Consider the following 17,645-nt stretch of genomic DNA (forward strand, 5'->3'; position numbering starts at 1 on the left):
ACTGTTGCTGTTCGCCCAGGTTGTGTGCCTGAGATCGGTGTTTGCAATGTGGAGAGACACCGGTGAGTTGCGTGGCGTTGATTCCAGCCCGAGGCGGCAGCAAGCGTATTGCCCGCAAGAACCTCAAGGCCTTCGATGGCGTGCCGATGCTCGCGCGCTCCATCGACAAGGCGCTGAGCTGCGGGTTGTTCCGGCAGGTGGTGGTCAGTACCGATGACCCCGAGATCGCGGAGCTGGCGCTCGCCTGTGGGGCCGAGGTGCCCTTCATCCGGCCGCCGGCCCTGGCGGATGACTTCACTGGCACTGCGGCGGTGATTGTCCATGCCTTGCAGGCGTTGCGGGAACAGGGGCGGGAATACGAGTACGCCTGTTGCATCTATGCCACGGCGCCCTTGCTGCAGGCACGTTATCTGCGTCAGGGGCTGGAGATGTTGATGCGACGCCCGGACAAGGGATTCGCCTTTTCGGTGTGCGGTTTCGGCTTTCCCGTGCAGCGGGCGTTGATCCTCGATGAGCAAGGGGCGCTCGATGCGCTGTATCCGCAGTTTCGTCAAAGCCGCTCCCAGGATCTGCCCGCGGCCTATCAGGATGCGGCGCAGTTCTATTGGGGCCGGAGCCAGGCCTGGCTGCAGGGCGAGGTGCTGTTCTCGCCTCGCAGCCTGCCGGTGATCCTGCCCCGGCATCTGGTGCAGGACATCGATACCGAAGAGGACTGGCGCCGCGCTGAATACCTGTATGCCGCGCTCAAGGCCGGGGGAGAGCTGGAGTGAGGCTGCTGATCCGCGCCGACGCCTCGCCGGCCATCGGCAGTGGCCATGTGGCTCGCTGCCTGACCCTGGCCCAGGAGCTGCGCCGCCAGGGCGCCAGCGTGGCATTCGCCTGTCGGCGTCTGCCCGGGCATCGCCTGGAGGCGCTGCAGGCCGAGGGGTTCCAGACCTTTGAATTGCCGGATCGCTATGCCGACGAGCATCCCGAACTGGGGATCGAGACGCCCTTGCCCTGGCAGGCGGACATCGCCGCATTGCAGCAGGCGCTGGCCACTCAAGCAGCCTTCGATTGGGTGCTGGTGGACCATTACGGCCTTGATCATCAATGGCAGAGTGCGGCTCGGCAGTGGGCGCCGAGGATCGCCGCCATCGACGATCTGGCCAACCGCAGGCATGCCGTGGACCTGTTGCTGGACCAGAATTTCAGCGGCAGCGCCCAGGCCTATGCCGGGTTGCATGACGAGCGCTGCCGGACCCTGTTCGGCCCGCATTTCGCCTTGCTGCGCGAAGAGTTCCGACGTCCCGCGGTCCCGATTCGTCCCCAGCCGCGGCGGATGCTGGTGAACTTCGGTGGCTTCGATGCCGCCGGTCAGACCCATAAGGCGATGTTGGCGCTGGCGGATTTCCATCAGTTGCAGGTGGATTTCGTCGCCGGCAGCGGCAACCCGGACTGGCAGGCCATGCAGGCCCTGGCCGCCGAGCGGCCGCACTGGCGCCTGCACAGCTATGTGAAGAATTTTGCCGCTCTGCTGGCCGAGGCCGATCTGTGCCTGGGCGCCGGGGGCGGTACCAGTTGGGAGCGCGCGGTGCTGGGTGTGCCCACGCTGTGCATCACCGTGGCCGGCAACCAGGAGCTCAATGCGCGCTTGCTGGCCGAAACCGGTGCCCACTTGTATCTGGGGCCTTGTGAGCAGGTCAGTGTGGAGCAGGTGCGTCAGGCGGTGAGCCTGCTGCTGGACAATCCATGGTTGCGTCAGAGCCTGGCCCGGCGGGCCCGTGAACTGGTGGATGGCCGTGGCGTGCAACGCGTGGCAGCGGCTTTGTTCACCGCCGCGCTGCGCTTGCGTCCGGCGACCCTGGATGATGCCCGCCTGCTGTTCGACGGGCGCAATGCCGAGCTTGTCCGGTGTTGGTCACAGCAGCCCGGGACGCTTGAGTGGCCGGACCATCTGCGCTGGCTGGAGGCTTGTCTGAAGGATCCGCAGCGTTTGTTGCTGATTGCGCAAGTGCCCGAGGGGCCGGTGGGGGTGCTGCGCTATGACCGCCAAGGCGTGCAGGCCGAGGTGTCGATCTACCTGTTTGCCGAGCGCCTGGGCCTGGGCTGGGGGGCTGCGTTGCTGGAGCAGGGCGAGGCATGCCTGATGCGCCATTGGCCCGATGTGCAACGCCTGGGGGCCCGTGTGTTGGCAGAAAACCAGGTTTCACTGGCGTTGTTTCGCCGCGCCGGCTACCGCCAGGCACCCTGCGAATTCACCCGTGTATTGAAGGAATCTCTGGATGACTAGTTTCAAGATCGGCTCGCGCTCTGTAGGCGCCGGTGCGGCGCCGCTGATCATCGCCGAGATGAGCGGCAACCATAATCAGTCGCTGGAGGTGGCCCTGCAGATCGTCGAGGCCGCGGCCCGGGCCGGTGCCCATGCCCTGAAGTTGCAGACCTACACCGCCGATACCATGACCCTGGATCTGGATCAGGGCGAGTTCTTCATCAAGGACCCGGACAGTCTCTGGGCCGGTTCATCCCTCTATGACCTTTATCAACGCGCCCATACGCCCTGGGAGTGGCACGCGCCGATCTTCGCCCGGGCGCGGGAGCTGGGCATGCTGGCGTTTTCCACTCCGTTCGACGAGAGCGCGGTGGATTTTCTCGAGAGCCTCGACGTCCCGGCCTACAAGATCGCCAGTTTTGAAAACACCGACCTGCCCTTGATTCGTCGGGTCGCCGCCACCGGCAAGCCGCTGATCATCTCCACCGGCATGGCCAGCATCGCCGAGCTGGACGAAAGTGTCCGGGCCGCGCGCCAGGCCGGTTGCCGGGATCTGGTGCTGCTCAAGTGCACCAGCACCTATCCGGCATCACCGGCCAACAGCAACCTGCTGACCATTCCCCACCTGCGGGAGCTGTTCGGCTGTGAAGTGGGGCTGTCCGACCACAGCATGGGGGTTGGCGTATCGGTGGCGGCGGTGGCCCTGGGAGCGACGGTGATCGAAAAGCACTTCACCCTGGACCGTTCGGCCGGTGGGGTCGACGCCAGTTTTTCCCTGGAGCCGGGGGAGTTGGCCAGTCTGGTGGTAGAGACCGAGCGTGCCTGGCAAGCCATGGGGCAGGTGCGCTATGGCGCTACCCAGGCGGAAAAGCAGTCGCTGATGTACCGCCGGTCGCTGTATGTCACCCGGGACATGCAGGCCGGAGAGCTGTTCAGCGCCGACAACCTGCGGGCGATCCGTCCCGGGCTGGGGCTGGCTCCCAAGCACTACGACGCGCTGCTCGGCCGCCGCGCGCGGAAGGTACTCAAGCGCGGCACCGCACTGGACTGGGCATTCGTCGAATAGGCCTTTGTGTAGCTGATTCGGCAAAATGGCGTGACCTGTGAGTCATAACGTGCATCTTCACTGTATTGTATTGCCCGGGAAGATGGCGCCAGCCCTGCGTGACAGGACCCGTGATAGCCCTTTGTTCTTCCCGATGCCGTTGTGTTCGGCGCAAGTATCTGTGTTTCTTTCGGCAGCCCCTGCTCAGTGACTGAGCGGGGGTATTGAGCTGTTTATTATTGGGAAGCCGTAATGATTGGCATAAAAAGCATTGCGAGCTACGTGCCTGTAGCCGGCGTGGACAATTACGCACAAGGTGCAAAATTCGCCAAGGATGAAGACTTCATCCTGGGCAAGATCGGTTCTGCTTTTCTGCCGCGCAAAGACGCCGGGCAAGAGACTTCCGATCTGTGTGTCGAAGCGGTCAATGCCCTGTTCGCCAGTAACCCGGAGCTCAAGCGCGAAGCCATCGACGTATTGATCGTGGTCACCCAGAACGGAGACGAGGAAGGGTTGCCCCACACCGCCGCGATCGTGCAGGACAAATTGGGCCTGCCGACTACCGTCGCGGCTTTCGATATCTCCCTGGGCTGTTCCGGGTATGTCTACGGTATCTATGCCATCAAGGGCTTCATGGAAGCTGCGGGCCTGAAAAACGGCCTGTTGGTCACCGCCGATCCCTATTCGAAGATCGTCGATCCCGAAGATCGCAACACCACCATGCTGTTCGGCGATGCCGCCACTGCCACCTGGCTGGGCGAGGGCGCGACCTGGCAGTTGGGCAAGGCCAAGTTCGGCACCGACGGTTCCGGCGCTCCGCACCTGAAGGTCAGCGATGGCGTGTTCTTCATGAACGGTCGTCAGGTGTTCAACTTCGCGTTGCTCAAGGTGCCGGCGCATCTGCATGAGTTGCTGGCCGAGTCGGGCTTGCAGCCGGACGATATCGATGCGTTCTGCATTCACCAGGGCAGTGCGGCCATTGTCGACGCCGTGGCCCGGCGCTTTGAGGGCGATCCGGACAAGTTCATCAAGGACATGGTGGAAACCGGTAATACGGTTTCCTCGAGCATTCCGCTGTTGCTGGAAAAACACATGTTCGATTCCAGCTGGAAGCGCGTGGCCTTGAGTGGCTTTGGCGTTGGCCTGTCCTGGGGCTCGGCGATCATCTATCGCGCCTGAGTTCCCGTTCCCGGCGGTACATGTAGCGCTCAAGGTGTAATCTTGAGCGCTATTTTTTTGCGCGAGTGATAGGCGAGGCAGCATGAGCGATAGCTTGGAACACAATGCCCAGGTACTGAGGGAGCGCTGGCCGGCGCTGCTGGAGCGGCTGTTGGCTGAGGACAGTGCCGTATTGCAGGCGGATCTGGTGGAAGGCCTGGGGTCGACCCTGAGCGTCGCCGGTATCCAGCTCACCAGCCGTCATGATCGCACTCGCGAGGCTCGTACTCAGGCGGCCAGTCTGCCCGAGGCGCCTGTCCTGCATCTGTATGGCTGCGGCCTGGGGGATCTGCAACTGGCGTTGCTTGAGCGACCGGGGCTGACGCGACTTTACGTGCATATTCTCAACGGCGCGCTGTTCAAGCTGGTGCTGCAGTTGCTCGATCAGCAGTTCTGGTTGGCCGATCCGCGGGTCGAGCTGCTCTACGCCGGCGACCTGTCGGAGATTCAGCTGCCATTCTTTGCCCTGCCGTCCGAGTTGGTGCTGGCCGATGATTACAGCGCGAAGATTCGCGACCGATTGGTCAGTGAGACTCATGTGACGTTCAACAACCGCCTGTTCACCGAGGAGGCGGGTGTCGCCGAGCGCCTGGCTGCCGTCGAGCCGTGGGTGCGGGCTGATGCCGATGTCGCCGAGTTGTTTGGCCGCGATAGCGGGCGCGAGGTTTTTGTGATCGCGACCGGTCCGAGCCTGGAGCAGCATTTTGCAGCCTTGCGGGCATTGCGCGAACGGCCGCAACGACCGTTGCTGATCTGTGTCGACACCGCGTATCAGCCCCTGCAGCGCCACGGCATTCAGCCGGATGTGGTGGTGAGTATCGATCAGCGTATTTCCAGCCGGCATCTTCCGGCTCAGGACAGTGCCAGCACGACCCTCGTGTACATGCCTCTGGCGGATCCGCGGGTGCTTGAAGGCTGGCAGGGGCCACGTTACGTCGCTTACTCGGCCAGCCCGGTCTTTGCGTCTTTGCGTCAGCGATGGCCTAAGGCGCAGTTGCATGCCGGAGGCAGCGTGATCCATCCCGCGGTGGACCTGGCGGTGAAGATGGGAGGGCGGCGGATCACGTTGTTCGGTGCGGATTTTGCCTTTCCGATGGATCGAACCCATGCCGGCTGGCAGGACGGCGACCTGGGGCCGCAACTCAAGGCCGCCAAGCATTGGGTGCTGGACGGCAACGGGCAGCGAGTCAAGACCCAGCTCAATTTCCGCAGCTACCTGTGCGAGTTGGAGCGCTACATCCAGAGTCAGCCCGAGGTCAGGTTTTTCAATACCAGTCGCAGCGGCGCCATGATCGCGGGCACCACCTTCCATGAGGATTTTGTCCAATGAGCCGGCTTGAGTCTCTGATCGCCCGTGCCCGGGAGGTTGCCGATCTGTTCCGCCTGGGACGGGAGGTCGAAGCGGCGGTGAACATGATCGAGCTGTTCGACCCGGTGCAAGGCCTGGTCGATGTTGCCCCTCTGGCGGTTCAGCAGGAGTGGTCCGGGTTGCTGAGTCTGATGCTCAAGTGTCAGGAGGCGCAGGATTGGCTGGGCCTGGCCGACTACCTGGAGTACGAGTTGGTGGAGTGGCTGTCCATGGCATTTGGAGATTGAGGATTAGGCGCATCAGGCGGGTTTTGGTGGGGTTTTTCTGGCGTCATTTTTTAGTTGGACAAGGGTTTAACCCCTTGTTTTTCAAGGGGTGGCAGGGTGATGGCAAATATTTTTGAAAAAGCCCTAAAGCAACTTGCATTACCGACGATAACTATTACGAAGGTTCTCTAGGCCATTACCCGGCGGTTGCCAGGGCCGGAAGCCGCAGTACCCAACCAACGAGGAATTCGTCATGGCTTTAACAGTAAACACTAACGTCACGTCGTTGAACGTTCAGAAGAACCTGAACCGCGCTTCCGACGCTCTGTCGACTTCGATGACTCGCCTGTCTTCCGGCCTGAAAATCAACAGTGCAAAAGACGACGCCGCCGGCCTGCAGATCGCTACCCGTATGACCTCGCAGATCCGTGGTCAGACCATGGCAATCAAAAACGCCAACGACGGTATCTCCATCGCCCAGACCGCTGAAGGCGCGATGCAAGAGTCCACCAACATCCTGCAGCGTATGCGTGAACTGGCAGTTCAGTCGCGAAACGACTCCAACGGTACTCAAGACCGTGTTGCTCTGAACAAAGAATTTGCTCAGATGTCGGACGAGCTGACTCGTATCGCCAAGTCGACCAACCTGAACGGCAAGAACCTGATCGACGGTACTGCTGGCACCATGACCTTCCAGGTAGGTTCCAACACTGGCGCTACCAACCAGATCACCATCACTTTGGCCAGCGGCTTCGACGCTGCAACCCTGAGCGTGGGTTCGGCGACCATCGCCATCACCGGTACTGACAGCACCACTGCTGAAGCCAGCACCAAAGCTGCAATGGACGCTATCGACAAGGCGCTGCAGACCATCAACTCCAGCCGTGCCGACCTCGGTGCTGCCCAGAACCGTCTGACCAGCACCATCTCCAACCTGCAGAACATCAACGAAAACGCCAGTGCTGCACTGGGTCGCGTACAAGATACCGACTTCGCTGCTGAAACTGCCCAGCTGACCAAGCAGCAGACTCTGCAACAAGCTTCGACCGCAGTTCTGGCCCAGGCCAACCAACTGCCGTCCGCTGTACTGAAACTGCTTCAGTAATAGCTGGCTAAGCTTTGGCGGGGGAGTGCGCTGGTCGTGCTCTCTCGCTTTTTTACTTTAAGAGGTGATGGACATGGATATGAGCGTGAAGCTGAACTTGTCTTATCCAACGGCCAAGCCGGTAACGCCAGTTGCTGACAAGCCCGTGGAGAAGCCTCGAGAGGTGGTGCCTGCTGTGGTTGAAACTGCTAGCCATGACGGCAAGAAAGATGCGCAGGCTGAGCAAGATAAGTTGAAGATGGCCGTTCAGGAAATCGAGAAATTCGTCCAGTCGGTCAAGCGTAACCTGGAGTTCTCGATCGACGAGCCCTCCGGTCAGGTTGTGGTCAAGGTCATTGCCAGTGATTCGGGTGAGGTGGTTCGTCAGATCCCCAACGAGGAAGTGCTGAGATTGGCCAATAGCTTGAATGACGCCAGCAGTCTGCTGTTTAGCGCGAAAGTCTGATAGCTGGCATGAAATTTGTTGCTATGTTCTTTTGGACGTTGTAGTGGTCAAAAGATCGGCGGCACACTGAAGGGAGAAACACATGGCAAGTCCAATTCTACCGGGTACCGGTCTGGGTTCCGGCCTCGATACCGGTGCTATCGTCAAGGCGTTGGTTGCGGCTGACAAAGCGGCCAAGCAGGGTCAGATCGACCGTGCAACTACCAACAACAGCGCGAGTATCTCCGGTATCGGAACCTTGCAATCGCTGTTGTCGACTTTTCAGAGCACCCTGTCGGTCACAGGGCTCGGAAGCTCGGTCAATCCTTCCTTTGCCGGTTTTGCGGCGACCTCCACCGACAGTAAAATCGTGGATGCCACAGCCGACAACTATGCGGTGGCTGGCAAGTACACTGTTGAGGTGACCGATCTTGCAACTTCGTCAAAAGTGGCCAGTAAGGCTTTTGCCGGAGGAAATACCAGTGCCATTCCGAGTGGTACGTTGAACATCACTCAAAATGGCATTAACTATCCGCTGACAATCGGCGCGAATGCGACATTGCAGTCGGTGCGTGACTCGATCAATGCCGACTCCAAGATGGCCATGTCCGGAATCAGTGCCAACATTGTGACTGACTCGTTCGGTTCGCGTCTGGTGATCGGCTCTGACAAGACCGGTGCGGGCTCTGATATTTCTGTCAGTGGTATCGCTGGGTTGGAAGTTGATGGCACCCAGTCTATGGGGACTGGAGCCGCCGCTTCGGGCAACATTGGTGGGGTGGCCAGGGATGCGGTTTTTAGTATCGATGGCATGCAACTGACCAGCAAGACCAACACCGTCACTCAGGCTGTTTCCGGTCTCAAGCTCAACTTGTTGGCCAAGACCGATAAGCCGATCACTATCACCGTTGCGACCAATACTGAAGGTCTGAAGACTTCAATTCAGAAGTTTGTCGATGCCTATAACGCTGTGGCCAATGGTATTTCGACCCTGACTAAGCCCTCTTTGGATGACAATGGCAAGCTGACGGTCCCGGCTCAGTTGACCGGTGACGCTCTGCCTCGTTCGATTCTGGCGGCCATTCGTGAGCCGTTGTCACAGGTTGGGGCGGGCGACAAGCTCACCGTCCTGGCGCAGTTGGGGATTACCACCAACCAGAAGACTGGTGCGCTGGATTTCGACGATAAAAAATTCACTGTCGCCATGACCGATAAGAAGCTTGGTGGCGAAGTGCAGAAGCTGTTTTCGGGCGACGGCACCAATCCGGGGTTGCTCGATCGCATGACTTCCGCTATCAAGCCGTTCACTCAGGGTGTAGGCAGCATGACCGAGGGGATTCTGACCACTCGGACCAAGACTCTGGATATCACCAAGAAAAAGCTCAGCGATCAACAGGATGCTTTGGATCGTCGAGTGGCAACACTGACGGCAGTACTGACCAAGAAGTACAACGACATGGATACTCTGGTGGGCAAGTTGAAGGCCACCGCCAGTAACATCACGTCGATGTTCGAAGCGTTGAACGCACAAAAGAAAGGTTAATATCTGGCCTGTGCCCAAAGCCCGGCAGCGTTTTTCAACGCTCCGGGCTTTTGTATTTGGCCTAAAGTTTTTTGACGTTGCGTCGATACAATGCTTATACGAACCCTTGAGTTTTGAAGAGGTATCACATGAATCCGATGTTAGCCCTTCGGCAGTATCAGAAGGTCGGTGCGCAGGCGCAGACCTCCGAAGCCAGTCCACATCGTCTGGTGCAGATGTTGATGGAAGGCGGCCTGGATCGTATCGCTCAGGCCAAGGGTGCGATGGAGCGCAAGGATATCGCCAACAAGGGCGTGTTCATCAGCAAGGCCATTGGCATTATCGGTGGCTTGCGTGAGGGCCTGGACCTGGAAAACTCCATGGATACTCTGGGGGATCTGGACAGTCTTTATACCTACATGATGAAGCGTCTGACTGAAGCCAATATCAAGACTGATCCGAAGATCCTTGATGAGGTTGCTGGTCTGCTGCGTACGGTCAAAGAGGGCTGGGATGCCATCGCTGCGCCGGGTCCGCAGTTCTGAGGAGGAACACCATGAGCGCTGTCCTGCAACGTATCGAAGAAACCCGCGAGGCATTGGTCGACGCCCTTGCTGAGCGCAATTGGCAAGCCATTGGTGAGTTGGATCTGGCTTGTCGTTCGTGCATGGAGGACGTGCTCAGCGAAGCTCAGGTCGATGAGGTCGCTTTGCGTGACAATCTGGAGGAGTTGTTGGGGGTTTACCGACAGCTGCTTGAGGTGGCGACCGGCGAGCGTCAGGCGATAGTCGACGAGATGTCGCAGATCACTCAAGCGCAGAGCGCGGCAAAGGTTTACCATTTGTTCGGTTAATGTTGAGTTAATCCGAACGTTGCGCGCCATAAATTTGACTGTGCACGCATTTTTGACTTAACTAGTGGCTGTTTTCAGATTTCAGGCGTCTATAAGGCAGAAAATGCCTACAAGCGCGTCTAGCTTGCCCCTTATTCTGGGCATTGAGTTGACTAGGGAAGTTGCTATTGCATGTGGCGTGAAACCAAAATTCTGCTGATCGATGACGATAGCGTGCGCCGCCGCGACCTGGCGGTGATTTTAAATTTTCTCGGCGAAGAAAATTTACCCTGCGGTAGCCATGACTGGCAGCAGGCTGTCGGCTCTTTGTCGTCAAGTCGTGAAGTAATTTGCGTCCTCATTGGGACCGTAAATGCTCCGGGCGCGCTTCTGGGTCTGCTAAAGACACTCTCAACCTGGGATGAGTTCCTTCCGGTTTTGCTAATGGGCGAAAATTCTTCCATTGATTTGCCGGAAGACCAGCGGCGTCGAGTGCTTTCCACCCTGGAAATGCCGCCCAGCTACAGCAAGTTGCTTGATTCCCTGCACCGCGCCCAGGTCTATCGTGAAATGTACGATCAGGCCCGCGAGCGCGGCCGTCATCGCGAGCCCAACCTGTTCCGTAGCCTGGTAGGCACCAGTCGCGCAATCCAGCACGTGCGGCAGATGATGCAGCAGGTCGCGGATACCGACGCCAGTGTGTTGATCCTTGGGGAGTCGGGAACCGGCAAGGAAGTGGTGGCGCGCAATCTGCACTATCACTCCAAGCGCCGTGATGCGCCTTTCGTTCCGGTCAATTGCGGAGCCATCCCTGCCGAGCTGTTGGAAAGCGAATTGTTCGGTCACGAGAAGGGGGCTTTCACCGGGGCCATTACCAGTCGCGCCGGTCGCTTCGAATTGGCCAATGGCGGCACTCTGTTCCTCGATGAAATTGGCGATATGCCATTGCCGATGCAGGTCAAGCTGCTGCGGGTGCTGCAGGAGCGGACCTTCGAGCGTGTGGGGAGCAACAAGACCCAGGGTGTCGATGTGCGGATCATTGCCGCCACCCACAAAAACCTGGAAAGCATGATCGAGGTCGGGACCTTCCGTGAGGATTTGTACTACCGCCTCAACGTGTTCCCTATCGAGATGGCGCCGCTGCGCGAGCGGGTGGAAGATATTCCGCTGCTGATGAATGAATTGATTTCGCGCATGGAGCACGAGAAGCGCGGTTCGATTCGTTTCAATTCCGCCGCCATCATGTCGCTGTGCAGGCATGGCTGGCCGGGCAACGTCCGAGAGCTGGCCAACCTGGTGGAGCGCATGGCGATCATGCATCCATACGGGGTGATCGGTGTGGTCGAGCTGCCCAAGAAGTTCCGCTACGTCGATGATGAAGACGAGCAGCTGGTGGATAGCTTGCGTAGCGATCTGGAAGAGCGGGTAGCGATCAATGGTCATGCCCCGGACTTCGCCGCCACCGCCATGTTGCCGCCGGAAGGCCTGGACCTGAAGGATTACCTCGGTAGCCTGGAGCAGGGGTTGATCCAGCAAGCCCTGGACGACGCCAATGGCATCGTGGCGCGTGCCGCCGAGCGTCTGCGCATCCGTCGCACGACGCTGGTGGAGAAGATGCGCAAGTACGGCATGAGCCGTCGTGAAGGTGATGAACAGGCGGATGATTGACGCCTGTTTTTCAAGTCGTTGAAAACTGGGTGGTTTTTTTTAGGCACGGGTATTGCTAAGTCTCTTGTAACGTTCCGTTTAACTGACGGTCAGCCAAGCGAGAGAGCACGATGCCCCAAGCCGCCCAGATGTCTCCTGTCCCCGATGCGCCGGGGCCATCGTCGTCCGTAGAGCAGGCAAGCCGGCAGGGTCTTGAGCAGGCCTTCGCCTTGTTCAACCAGATGTCGAGCCAACTTACTGACTCCTACAGCATGCTTGAGGCCAGGGTGACCGAGCTCAAGGGCGAGTTGGCCGTGGTCAGCGCCCAGCGCATGCAGGAGCTGGCGGAAAAAGAGCGTCTGGCCAACCGTCTGCAGAACCTTCTCGACCTGTTGCCGGGCGGCGTTATCGTCATCGATGGCCAGGGTATCGTCAGTGAAGCCAACCCGGCGGCCTGTGATCTTTTAGGTTTGCCTCTGGAAGGGGAGTTGTGGCGCAACATCATTGCCCGCAGCTTTGCGCCCCGCGAGGACGACGGTCATGAAATTTCCCTGCGCGACGGTCGGCGCCTGTCGATTGCTACCCGTTCGCTGGATGCCGAGCCCGGGCAACTGGTGTTGCTCAACGACTTGACTGAAACCCGTCATCTGCAGGATCAACTGGCTCGTCACGAGCGCCTGTCCTCCCTGGGCAAGATGGTCGCCTCCCTGGCACACCAGATTCGCACCCCTCTTTCGGCAGCCTTGCTGTATGCCAGCCACCTCACCGAACAGGAGTTGCCAGTGGCCACTCATCAGCGTTTCGCTGGGCGGCTCAAAGAGCGCTTGCATGAGCTGGAGCATCAGGTGCGCGACATGCTGGTATTCGCCCGTGGCGAATTGCCCTTGACCGATCGCCTGTCCCCCAAGTCGCTGCTGCAGTCGTTGCAGGCCGCGGCCCAGACCCATGTCCAGGACGTTGCCGTGCGCTGGCAGTGTGACAGTCATCAAGGGGAGTTGCTGTGCAACCGCGACACCCTGGTCGGCGCCTTGCTCAATCTGATCGAAAACGCCGTGCAGGCCAGTGCTGGCGCGGCGCGACTCAAGGTGCATCTGTATACCCGGGGTGACAGCCTCAGGTTGTGTATCAGTGACAGTGGCAGCGGAATTGACGCTGCGGTTCTGGAGCGCTTGGGCGAGCCGTTTTTCACCACCAAGGCCAACGGCACCGGGCTCGGCCTGACGGTGGTCAAGGCGGTGGCCCGGGCTCATCAGGGAGAATTATCCCTGCGTTCGCGTCCTGGGCGCGGTACTTGTGCGCTGGTGACACTGCCTCTGTTCTCCAGTGCTCATGGAGTGGAGTGAAGTTAATGGCAATCAAGGTTCTACTGGTTGAAGACGATCGTGCTTTGCGCGAGGCCCTTGCAGATACCCTGCTGCTGGCCGGTCATGACTACAAGGCGGTTGGCAGCGCGGAAGAGGCGCTGGAAGCGGTAGCCGTCGAGTCCTTCAGCCTGGTGGTCAGCGATGTGAACATGCCGGGTATGGATGGCCATCAGTTGCTGGGGCTGTTGCGTGCCCGGCAACCGCAATTGCCGGTGTTGCTGATGACCGCCCACGGCGCCGTCGAGCGTGCCGTGGAGGCCATGCGCCAGGGGGCTGCCGATTATCTGGTCAAGCCCTTCGAGCCCAAGGCGTTGCTGGAACTGGTGGCTCGTCATGCCCTAGGCTGCCTGGGGGCGGCTGACGGGGAAGGGCCGGTGGCTTTCGAGCCGGCCAGTGCCCAGTTGCTGGAGTTGGCCGCGCGCGTGGCTCGCAGTGATTCCACGGTGCTGATCTCCGGCGAGTCCGGCACTGGCAAGGAAGTGCTGGCGCGCTATATCCATCAGCATTCCCATCGGGCCAGCCAGCCGTTCATTGCCATCAACTGCGCAGCGATTCCCGACAACATGCTTGAAGCCACCCTGTTCGGGCATGAGAAAGGATCCTTTACCGGTGCCATTGCGGCCCAGCCCGGCAAGTTCGAGCAGGCCGATGGCGGCACCATTCTTCTGGATGAAATCTCCGAAATGCCCCTGGGGCTGCAGGCCAAGTTGCTGCGGGTCTTGCAGGAGCGCGAGGTGGAGCGGGTCGGCGCCCGCAAGCCCATCACCCTGGATATCCGGGTGGTGGCCACCACCAACCGCGATCTGGCGGGGGAGGTGGCGGCCGGGCGCTTCCGTGAGGATTTGTACTATCGCCTGTCGGTCTTTCCCCTGGCATGGCGCCCGCTGCGCGAGCGGACCGCCGATATCCTGCCGCTGGCCGAGCGATTGTTGGCCAAGCACGTCAATAAAATGAAGCATGCCGCCGCCAGACTCTCTGCCGAGGCTCAGGCCTGCCTGCTGGCCTATCCCTGGCCGGGCAACGTTCGCGAACTGGACAACGCCTTGCAGCGAGCCCTGATCCTGCAGCAAGGGGGGTTGATCCAGCCGGAGGACTTCTGTCTGGCCGGGCCGGTTGCCTGTGCGCCGCTGCCGGCCTTGCCGGTGGCCGGTCAGTCGGCGCCGCGCGGTCTGGTCAATGCCGGGGAGGGTGCGCCCCAGGAGTCGGGCGGCCTGGGCGACGATCTACGGCGTCGGGAATTCCAGATGATCATCGATACCTTGCGTTCCGAGCGCGGGCGGCGCAAGGAGGCGGCGGAGCGATTGGGGATCAGTCCGCGCACCCTGCGTTACAAGTTGGCGCAGATGCGTGACGCCGGAATGGATGTCGAAGCCTATCTGTTTGCCACTTGATCGTTCATGGACGAAGCCTCGGACAGGCTTTTGTCGCGCAAGGCCATGGAGCTGGCACCCTTGTTGCTAACACCTCACTAACCGCACAGTGAGTGTCAAAAAATTGCGGGTCGTCAGAGAGAGTAGACCATGAGCCAAGGTGTTGAATTTAATCGGTTGATGCTGGATATGCGGGCCATGCAGATGGACGCGATGTCGCAGCCTAAATCCGCCGCAGTGGCAGAAGTCGGCGGCAGTAGCTTCGCTGACATGCTTGGTCAGGCCGTGAACAAGGTCAATGACACTCAGCAGGCTTCCAATCAGCTGGCCAGCGCTTTTGAAATTGGTAAAAGCGGCGTCGACCTGACTGACGTGATGATTTCCTCGCAAAAGGCCAGCGTGTCTTTTCAAGCTTTGACCCAGGTGCGCAACAAGCTGGTTCAAGCGTATCAAGACATCATGCAGATGCCGGTTTAAGGACGAGATTGAGTCATGGCAGAAGCAGTCGCCGATAACGTACCGGCCAAGGCCACCCCGATAGACGGTAAACCGCCGCTGTTCGGTCTGTCCTTCCTGGAAAACCTGTCCCAGATGACCATGCTGCGTCAGGTTGGCCTGTTGGTAGGCCTGGCCGCCAGCGTGGCGATCGGCTTTGCCGTGGTGCTGTGGTCGCAGCAGCCCGATTACCGGCCGCTGTACGGCAGCCTGGCCGGTATGGATGCCAAGCAGGTCATGGATACCCTGGCTTCTGCCGACATTCCTTATACCGTCGAGCCTAATTCCGGTGCCTTGCTGGTCAAGGCCGATGATCTGTCCCGAGCTCGCATGAAGCTGGCTGCCGCTGGCGTGGCGCCGGGAGACGGTAACGTCGGCTTCGAGATCCTCGATAAGGACCAGGGCCTGGGTACCAGCCAGTTCATGGAAGCGACCCGCTATCGTCGCGGCCTGGAAGGCGAGCTGGCCCGGACCATCTCCAGCCTAAACAACGTCAAGGGCGCCCGCGTGCACCTGGCGATTCCGAAAAGCTCGGTGTTCGTCCGCGACGAGCGCAAGCCCAGCGCATCGGTACTGGTAGAGCTGTACTCCGGTCGCTCTCTGGAGCCGGGTCAGGTCATGGCCATCGTCAACCTGGTGGCCACCAGCGTTCCTGAGCTGAGCAAGTCCCAAGTCACCGTGGTCGACCAGAAGGGCAACCTGCTCTCCGATCAGGCGGAAAACTCCGCATTGACCATGGCCGGCAAACAGTTCGATTACAGCCGTCGCCTGGAAAGCATGCTGACCCAGCGGGTGCACAACATTCTGCAGCCGGTGCTGGGCAACGATCGCTATAAGGCTGAAGTCTCGGCAGATGTCGACTTCAGCGCGGTGGAGTCCACTTCCGAGCAGTTCAACCCCGATCAGCCGGCCCTGCGCAGCGAGCAATCGGTCAACGAACAGCGCTCCAGCAGCAATGGCCCGCAAGGCGTGCCGGGTGCTCTGAGCAACCAACCGCCGTCACCGGCGTCGGCGCCGCAAACCACTGGGGGCGCGACTGCCTCTGCGGGCATGGTGCAACCCGGCCAGCCGCTGCTGGATGCCAATGGCCAACAGGTCATGGATCCGGCCACCGGTCAGCCGATGCTGGCACCTTACCCGGCGGACAAGCGTCAACAATCCACCAAGAACTTCGAGCTCGATCGCTCCATCAGCCACACCAAGCAGCAGCAGGGTCGGGTCAATCGCCTGTCGGTAGCGGTGGTGGTGGACGATCAGGTCAAGGTCAATCCGGCCAATGGCGAAACCACCCGTGCTCCCTGGAGCGCCGACGAATTGGCGCGGTTCACCCGACTGGTGCAGGACGCGGTAGGTTTCGATGCCAGCCGTGGCGACAGCGTCAGTGTGATCAACGTGCCATTCTCCGCCGAGCGTGGAGAAGCGGTCGCCGATATTCCGTTCTATTCGCAACCTTGGTTCTGGGACATCGTCAAGCAGGTCCTGGGCGTGCTGTTCATCCTGGTGCTGGTGTTCGGTGTCCTGCGTCCGGTGCTCAACAACATCACCGGCGGTGGCAAAGACAAGCAATTGGCAGGTCTTGGCAGTGATGTCGAACTGGGCGGCATGGGCGGCCTGGATGGCGAGTTGGCCAACGATCGCGTCAGCCTCGGTGGTCCGCAAAGCATCCTGCTGCCGAGCCCGAGCGAGGGCTATGACGCTCAGTTGAACGCAATCAAGAGTCTGGTGGCTGAAGACCCGGGTCGTGTGGCTCAGGTCGTGAAAGAGTGGATTAACGCAGATGAGTGATAACCGAGCCGCTACCGCCAAACTGACCCGGGTCGACAAAGCCGCGATTCTGCTGCTGTCCCTGGGGTCCACCGATGCCGCGCAGGTGCTGCGCCACATGGGGCCCAAAGAGGTCCAGCGTGTGGGTGTGGCCATGGCGCAGATGGGCAACGTGCACCGCGAGCAGGTCGAGCAGGTGATGAGCGAGTTCGTCGACATCGTCGGCGATCAGACCAGCCTGGGCGTGGGGTCCGATGACTACGTGCGCAAAATGCTCACCCAGGCCCTGGGCGAAGACAAGGCCAACGGCCTGATCGACCGCATCCTGCTGGGTGGCAACACCAGCGGCCTGGACAGCCTGAAGTGGATGGAGCCCCGGGCGGTGGCGGACGTGATTCGTTACGAGCACCCGCAGATCCAGGCGATCGTCGTCGCCTATCTGGATCCGGATCAAGCCGGTGAAGTGCTGGGCAACTTCGACCACAAGGCGCGACTGGATATCATCTTGCGGGTTTCCTCGCTCAATACCGTGCAGCCGGCGGCGCTCAAAGAGCTGAACCAGATTCTCGAGAAGCAGTTCTCCGGTAACTCCAACGCCTCCCGTACCACTTTGGGCGGTATCAAGCGTGCGGCCGACATCATGAACTTCCTCGACAGCTCGATCGAAGGCCAGTTGATGGATTCGATCCGCGAAGTCGACGAAGACCTGTCCGGCCAGATCGAAGATCTGATGTTCGTGTTCAACAACCTGGCCGATGTCGACGATCGCGGCATTCAGGCGCTGTTGCGCGAAGTGTCTTCCGACGTGCTGGTGCTGGCCCTCAAGGGGTCGGACGAAGGGGTCAAGGAAAAGATCTTCAAGAACATGTCCAAACGTGCGGCGGAGCTGCTGCGCGACGATCTGGAAGCCAAGGGGCCGGTTCGCGTCAGCGACGTGGAAACGGCGCAGAAGGAAATCCTCACCATTGCCCGCCGTATGGCCGAAGCCGGAGAGATCGTTCTCGGCGGGAAGGGCGGCGAAGAAATGATCTAA

The 17,645-nt window shown here is 60.2% G+C and carries 17 protein-coding genes; all 17 read left to right on the forward strand.

Translation table 11 applies throughout. From position 1 onward, the window contains the following. The first annotated feature begins 62 nt into the window (after positions 1 to 62). The 17 genes from pseF to fliG all read left to right on the forward strand — a co-directional run bounded on the left by pseF (position 63) and on the right by fliG (position 17,645). Positions 63 to 770 (forward strand): pseudaminic acid cytidylyltransferase, encoded by a 708-nt coding sequence (gene pseF / locus POS17_RS08170; RefSeq protein WP_060838132.1) that lies wholly within the window; start codon positions 63 to 65, stop codon positions 768 to 770. Continuing rightward, the gene (gene pseG / locus POS17_RS08175; protein ID WP_060838133.1) at positions 767 to 2,272 is read left to right on the forward strand and encodes a UDP-2,4-diacetamido-2,4,6-trideoxy-beta-L-altropyranose hydrolase; all 1,506 of its coding nucleotides are present in this window, start codon (positions 767 to 769) and stop codon (positions 2,270 to 2,272) included. Before pseF ends, pseG begins: the two co-directional genes overlap by 4 nt. After that, positions 2,265 to 3,317: a pseudaminic acid synthase gene (pseI, locus tag POS17_RS08180; RefSeq protein WP_060838134.1), complete on the forward strand. Its 1,053-nt coding sequence runs from the start codon at positions 2,265 to 2,267 to the stop codon at positions 3,315 to 3,317. Before pseG ends, pseI begins: the two co-directional genes overlap by 8 nt. A 231-nt stretch (positions 3,318 to 3,548) precedes the next feature. Next, a complete protein-coding gene (locus tag POS17_RS08185) occupies positions 3,549 to 4,475 on the forward strand; it encodes a ketoacyl-ACP synthase III (RefSeq protein WP_060838135.1) in 927 nt (308 codons plus the stop codon). A gap of 82 nt (positions 4,476 to 4,557) precedes the next feature. Next, positions 4,558 to 5,844 carry a motility associated factor glycosyltransferase family protein gene (locus POS17_RS08190; protein ID WP_060838136.1) on the forward strand — a complete coding sequence of 429 codons (1,287 nt, stop codon included), beginning with the start codon at positions 4,558 to 4,560 and terminating at the stop codon, positions 5,842 to 5,844. Further along, on the forward strand, positions 5,841 to 6,110 hold the full coding sequence (locus tag POS17_RS08195) for a hypothetical protein (protein WP_060838137.1): 270 nt from the start codon (positions 5,841 to 5,843) through the stop codon (positions 6,108 to 6,110). The genes POS17_RS08190 and POS17_RS08195 overlap by 4 nt, the downstream gene beginning before the upstream one ends. A gap of 232 nt (positions 6,111 to 6,342) precedes the next feature. After that, the gene (locus POS17_RS08200; RefSeq protein ID WP_060838138.1) at positions 6,343 to 7,194 is read left to right on the forward strand and encodes a flagellin domain-containing protein; all 852 of its coding nucleotides are present in this window, start codon (positions 6,343 to 6,345) and stop codon (positions 7,192 to 7,194) included. 73 nt (positions 7,195 to 7,267) lie between these two features. Beyond that, on the forward strand, positions 7,268 to 7,639 hold the full coding sequence (locus tag POS17_RS08205) for a flagellar protein FlaG (protein WP_060841896.1): 372 nt from the start codon (positions 7,268 to 7,270) through the stop codon (positions 7,637 to 7,639). 82 nt (positions 7,640 to 7,721) lie between these two features. Then, positions 7,722 to 9,161, forward strand: a complete 1,440-nt coding sequence (gene fliD / locus POS17_RS08210) for a flagellar filament capping protein FliD (protein WP_060838139.1) — start codon at positions 7,722 to 7,724, stop codon at positions 9,159 to 9,161. A gap of 128 nt (positions 9,162 to 9,289) precedes the next feature. After that, positions 9,290 to 9,685, forward strand: a complete 396-nt coding sequence (gene fliS, locus POS17_RS08215; RefSeq protein ID WP_060838140.1) for a flagellar export chaperone FliS — start codon at positions 9,290 to 9,292, stop codon at positions 9,683 to 9,685. An 11-nt stretch (positions 9,686 to 9,696) separates the two neighbouring features. Further along, on the forward strand, positions 9,697 to 9,993 hold the full coding sequence (locus tag POS17_RS08220) for a hypothetical protein (protein WP_060838141.1): 297 nt from the start codon (positions 9,697 to 9,699) through the stop codon (positions 9,991 to 9,993). Between the two features lie 171 nt (positions 9,994 to 10,164). Continuing rightward, entirely contained in the window at positions 10,165 to 11,640 is a 1,476-nt protein-coding gene (locus POS17_RS08225; RefSeq protein WP_016963152.1) for a sigma-54 dependent transcriptional regulator, read from the forward strand. Between the two features lie 110 nt (positions 11,641 to 11,750). Continuing rightward, positions 11,751 to 12,962 carry a sensor histidine kinase gene (locus POS17_RS08230; RefSeq protein WP_060838142.1) on the forward strand — a complete coding sequence of 404 codons (1,212 nt, stop codon included), beginning with the start codon at positions 11,751 to 11,753 and terminating at the stop codon, positions 12,960 to 12,962. 5 nt (positions 12,963 to 12,967) lie between these two features. After that, positions 12,968 to 14,374, forward strand: coding sequence for a sigma-54-dependent transcriptional regulator (locus tag POS17_RS08235; protein ID WP_060838143.1), 1,407 nt, complete (start codon positions 12,968 to 12,970; stop codon positions 14,372 to 14,374). A 129-nt stretch (positions 14,375 to 14,503) separates the two neighbouring features. Continuing rightward, positions 14,504 to 14,830, forward strand: coding sequence for a flagellar hook-basal body complex protein FliE (gene fliE, locus POS17_RS08240; protein WP_016963157.1), 327 nt, complete (start codon positions 14,504 to 14,506; stop codon positions 14,828 to 14,830). 15 nt (positions 14,831 to 14,845) lie between these two features. After that, a complete protein-coding gene (fliF, locus tag POS17_RS08245) occupies positions 14,846 to 16,633 on the forward strand; it encodes a flagellar basal-body MS-ring/collar protein FliF (RefSeq protein WP_060838144.1) in 1,788 nt (595 codons plus the stop codon). Further along, on the forward strand, positions 16,626 to 17,645 hold the full coding sequence (gene fliG / locus POS17_RS08250; RefSeq protein ID WP_011059975.1) for a flagellar motor switch protein FliG: 1,020 nt from the start codon (positions 16,626 to 16,628) through the stop codon (positions 17,643 to 17,645). Before fliF ends, fliG begins: the two co-directional genes overlap by 8 nt.

It is taken from the genome of Pseudomonas sp. Os17 (assembly GCF_001547895.1).
Taxonomy (GTDB): Bacteria; Pseudomonadota; Gammaproteobacteria; order Pseudomonadales; family Pseudomonadaceae; genus Aquipseudomonas.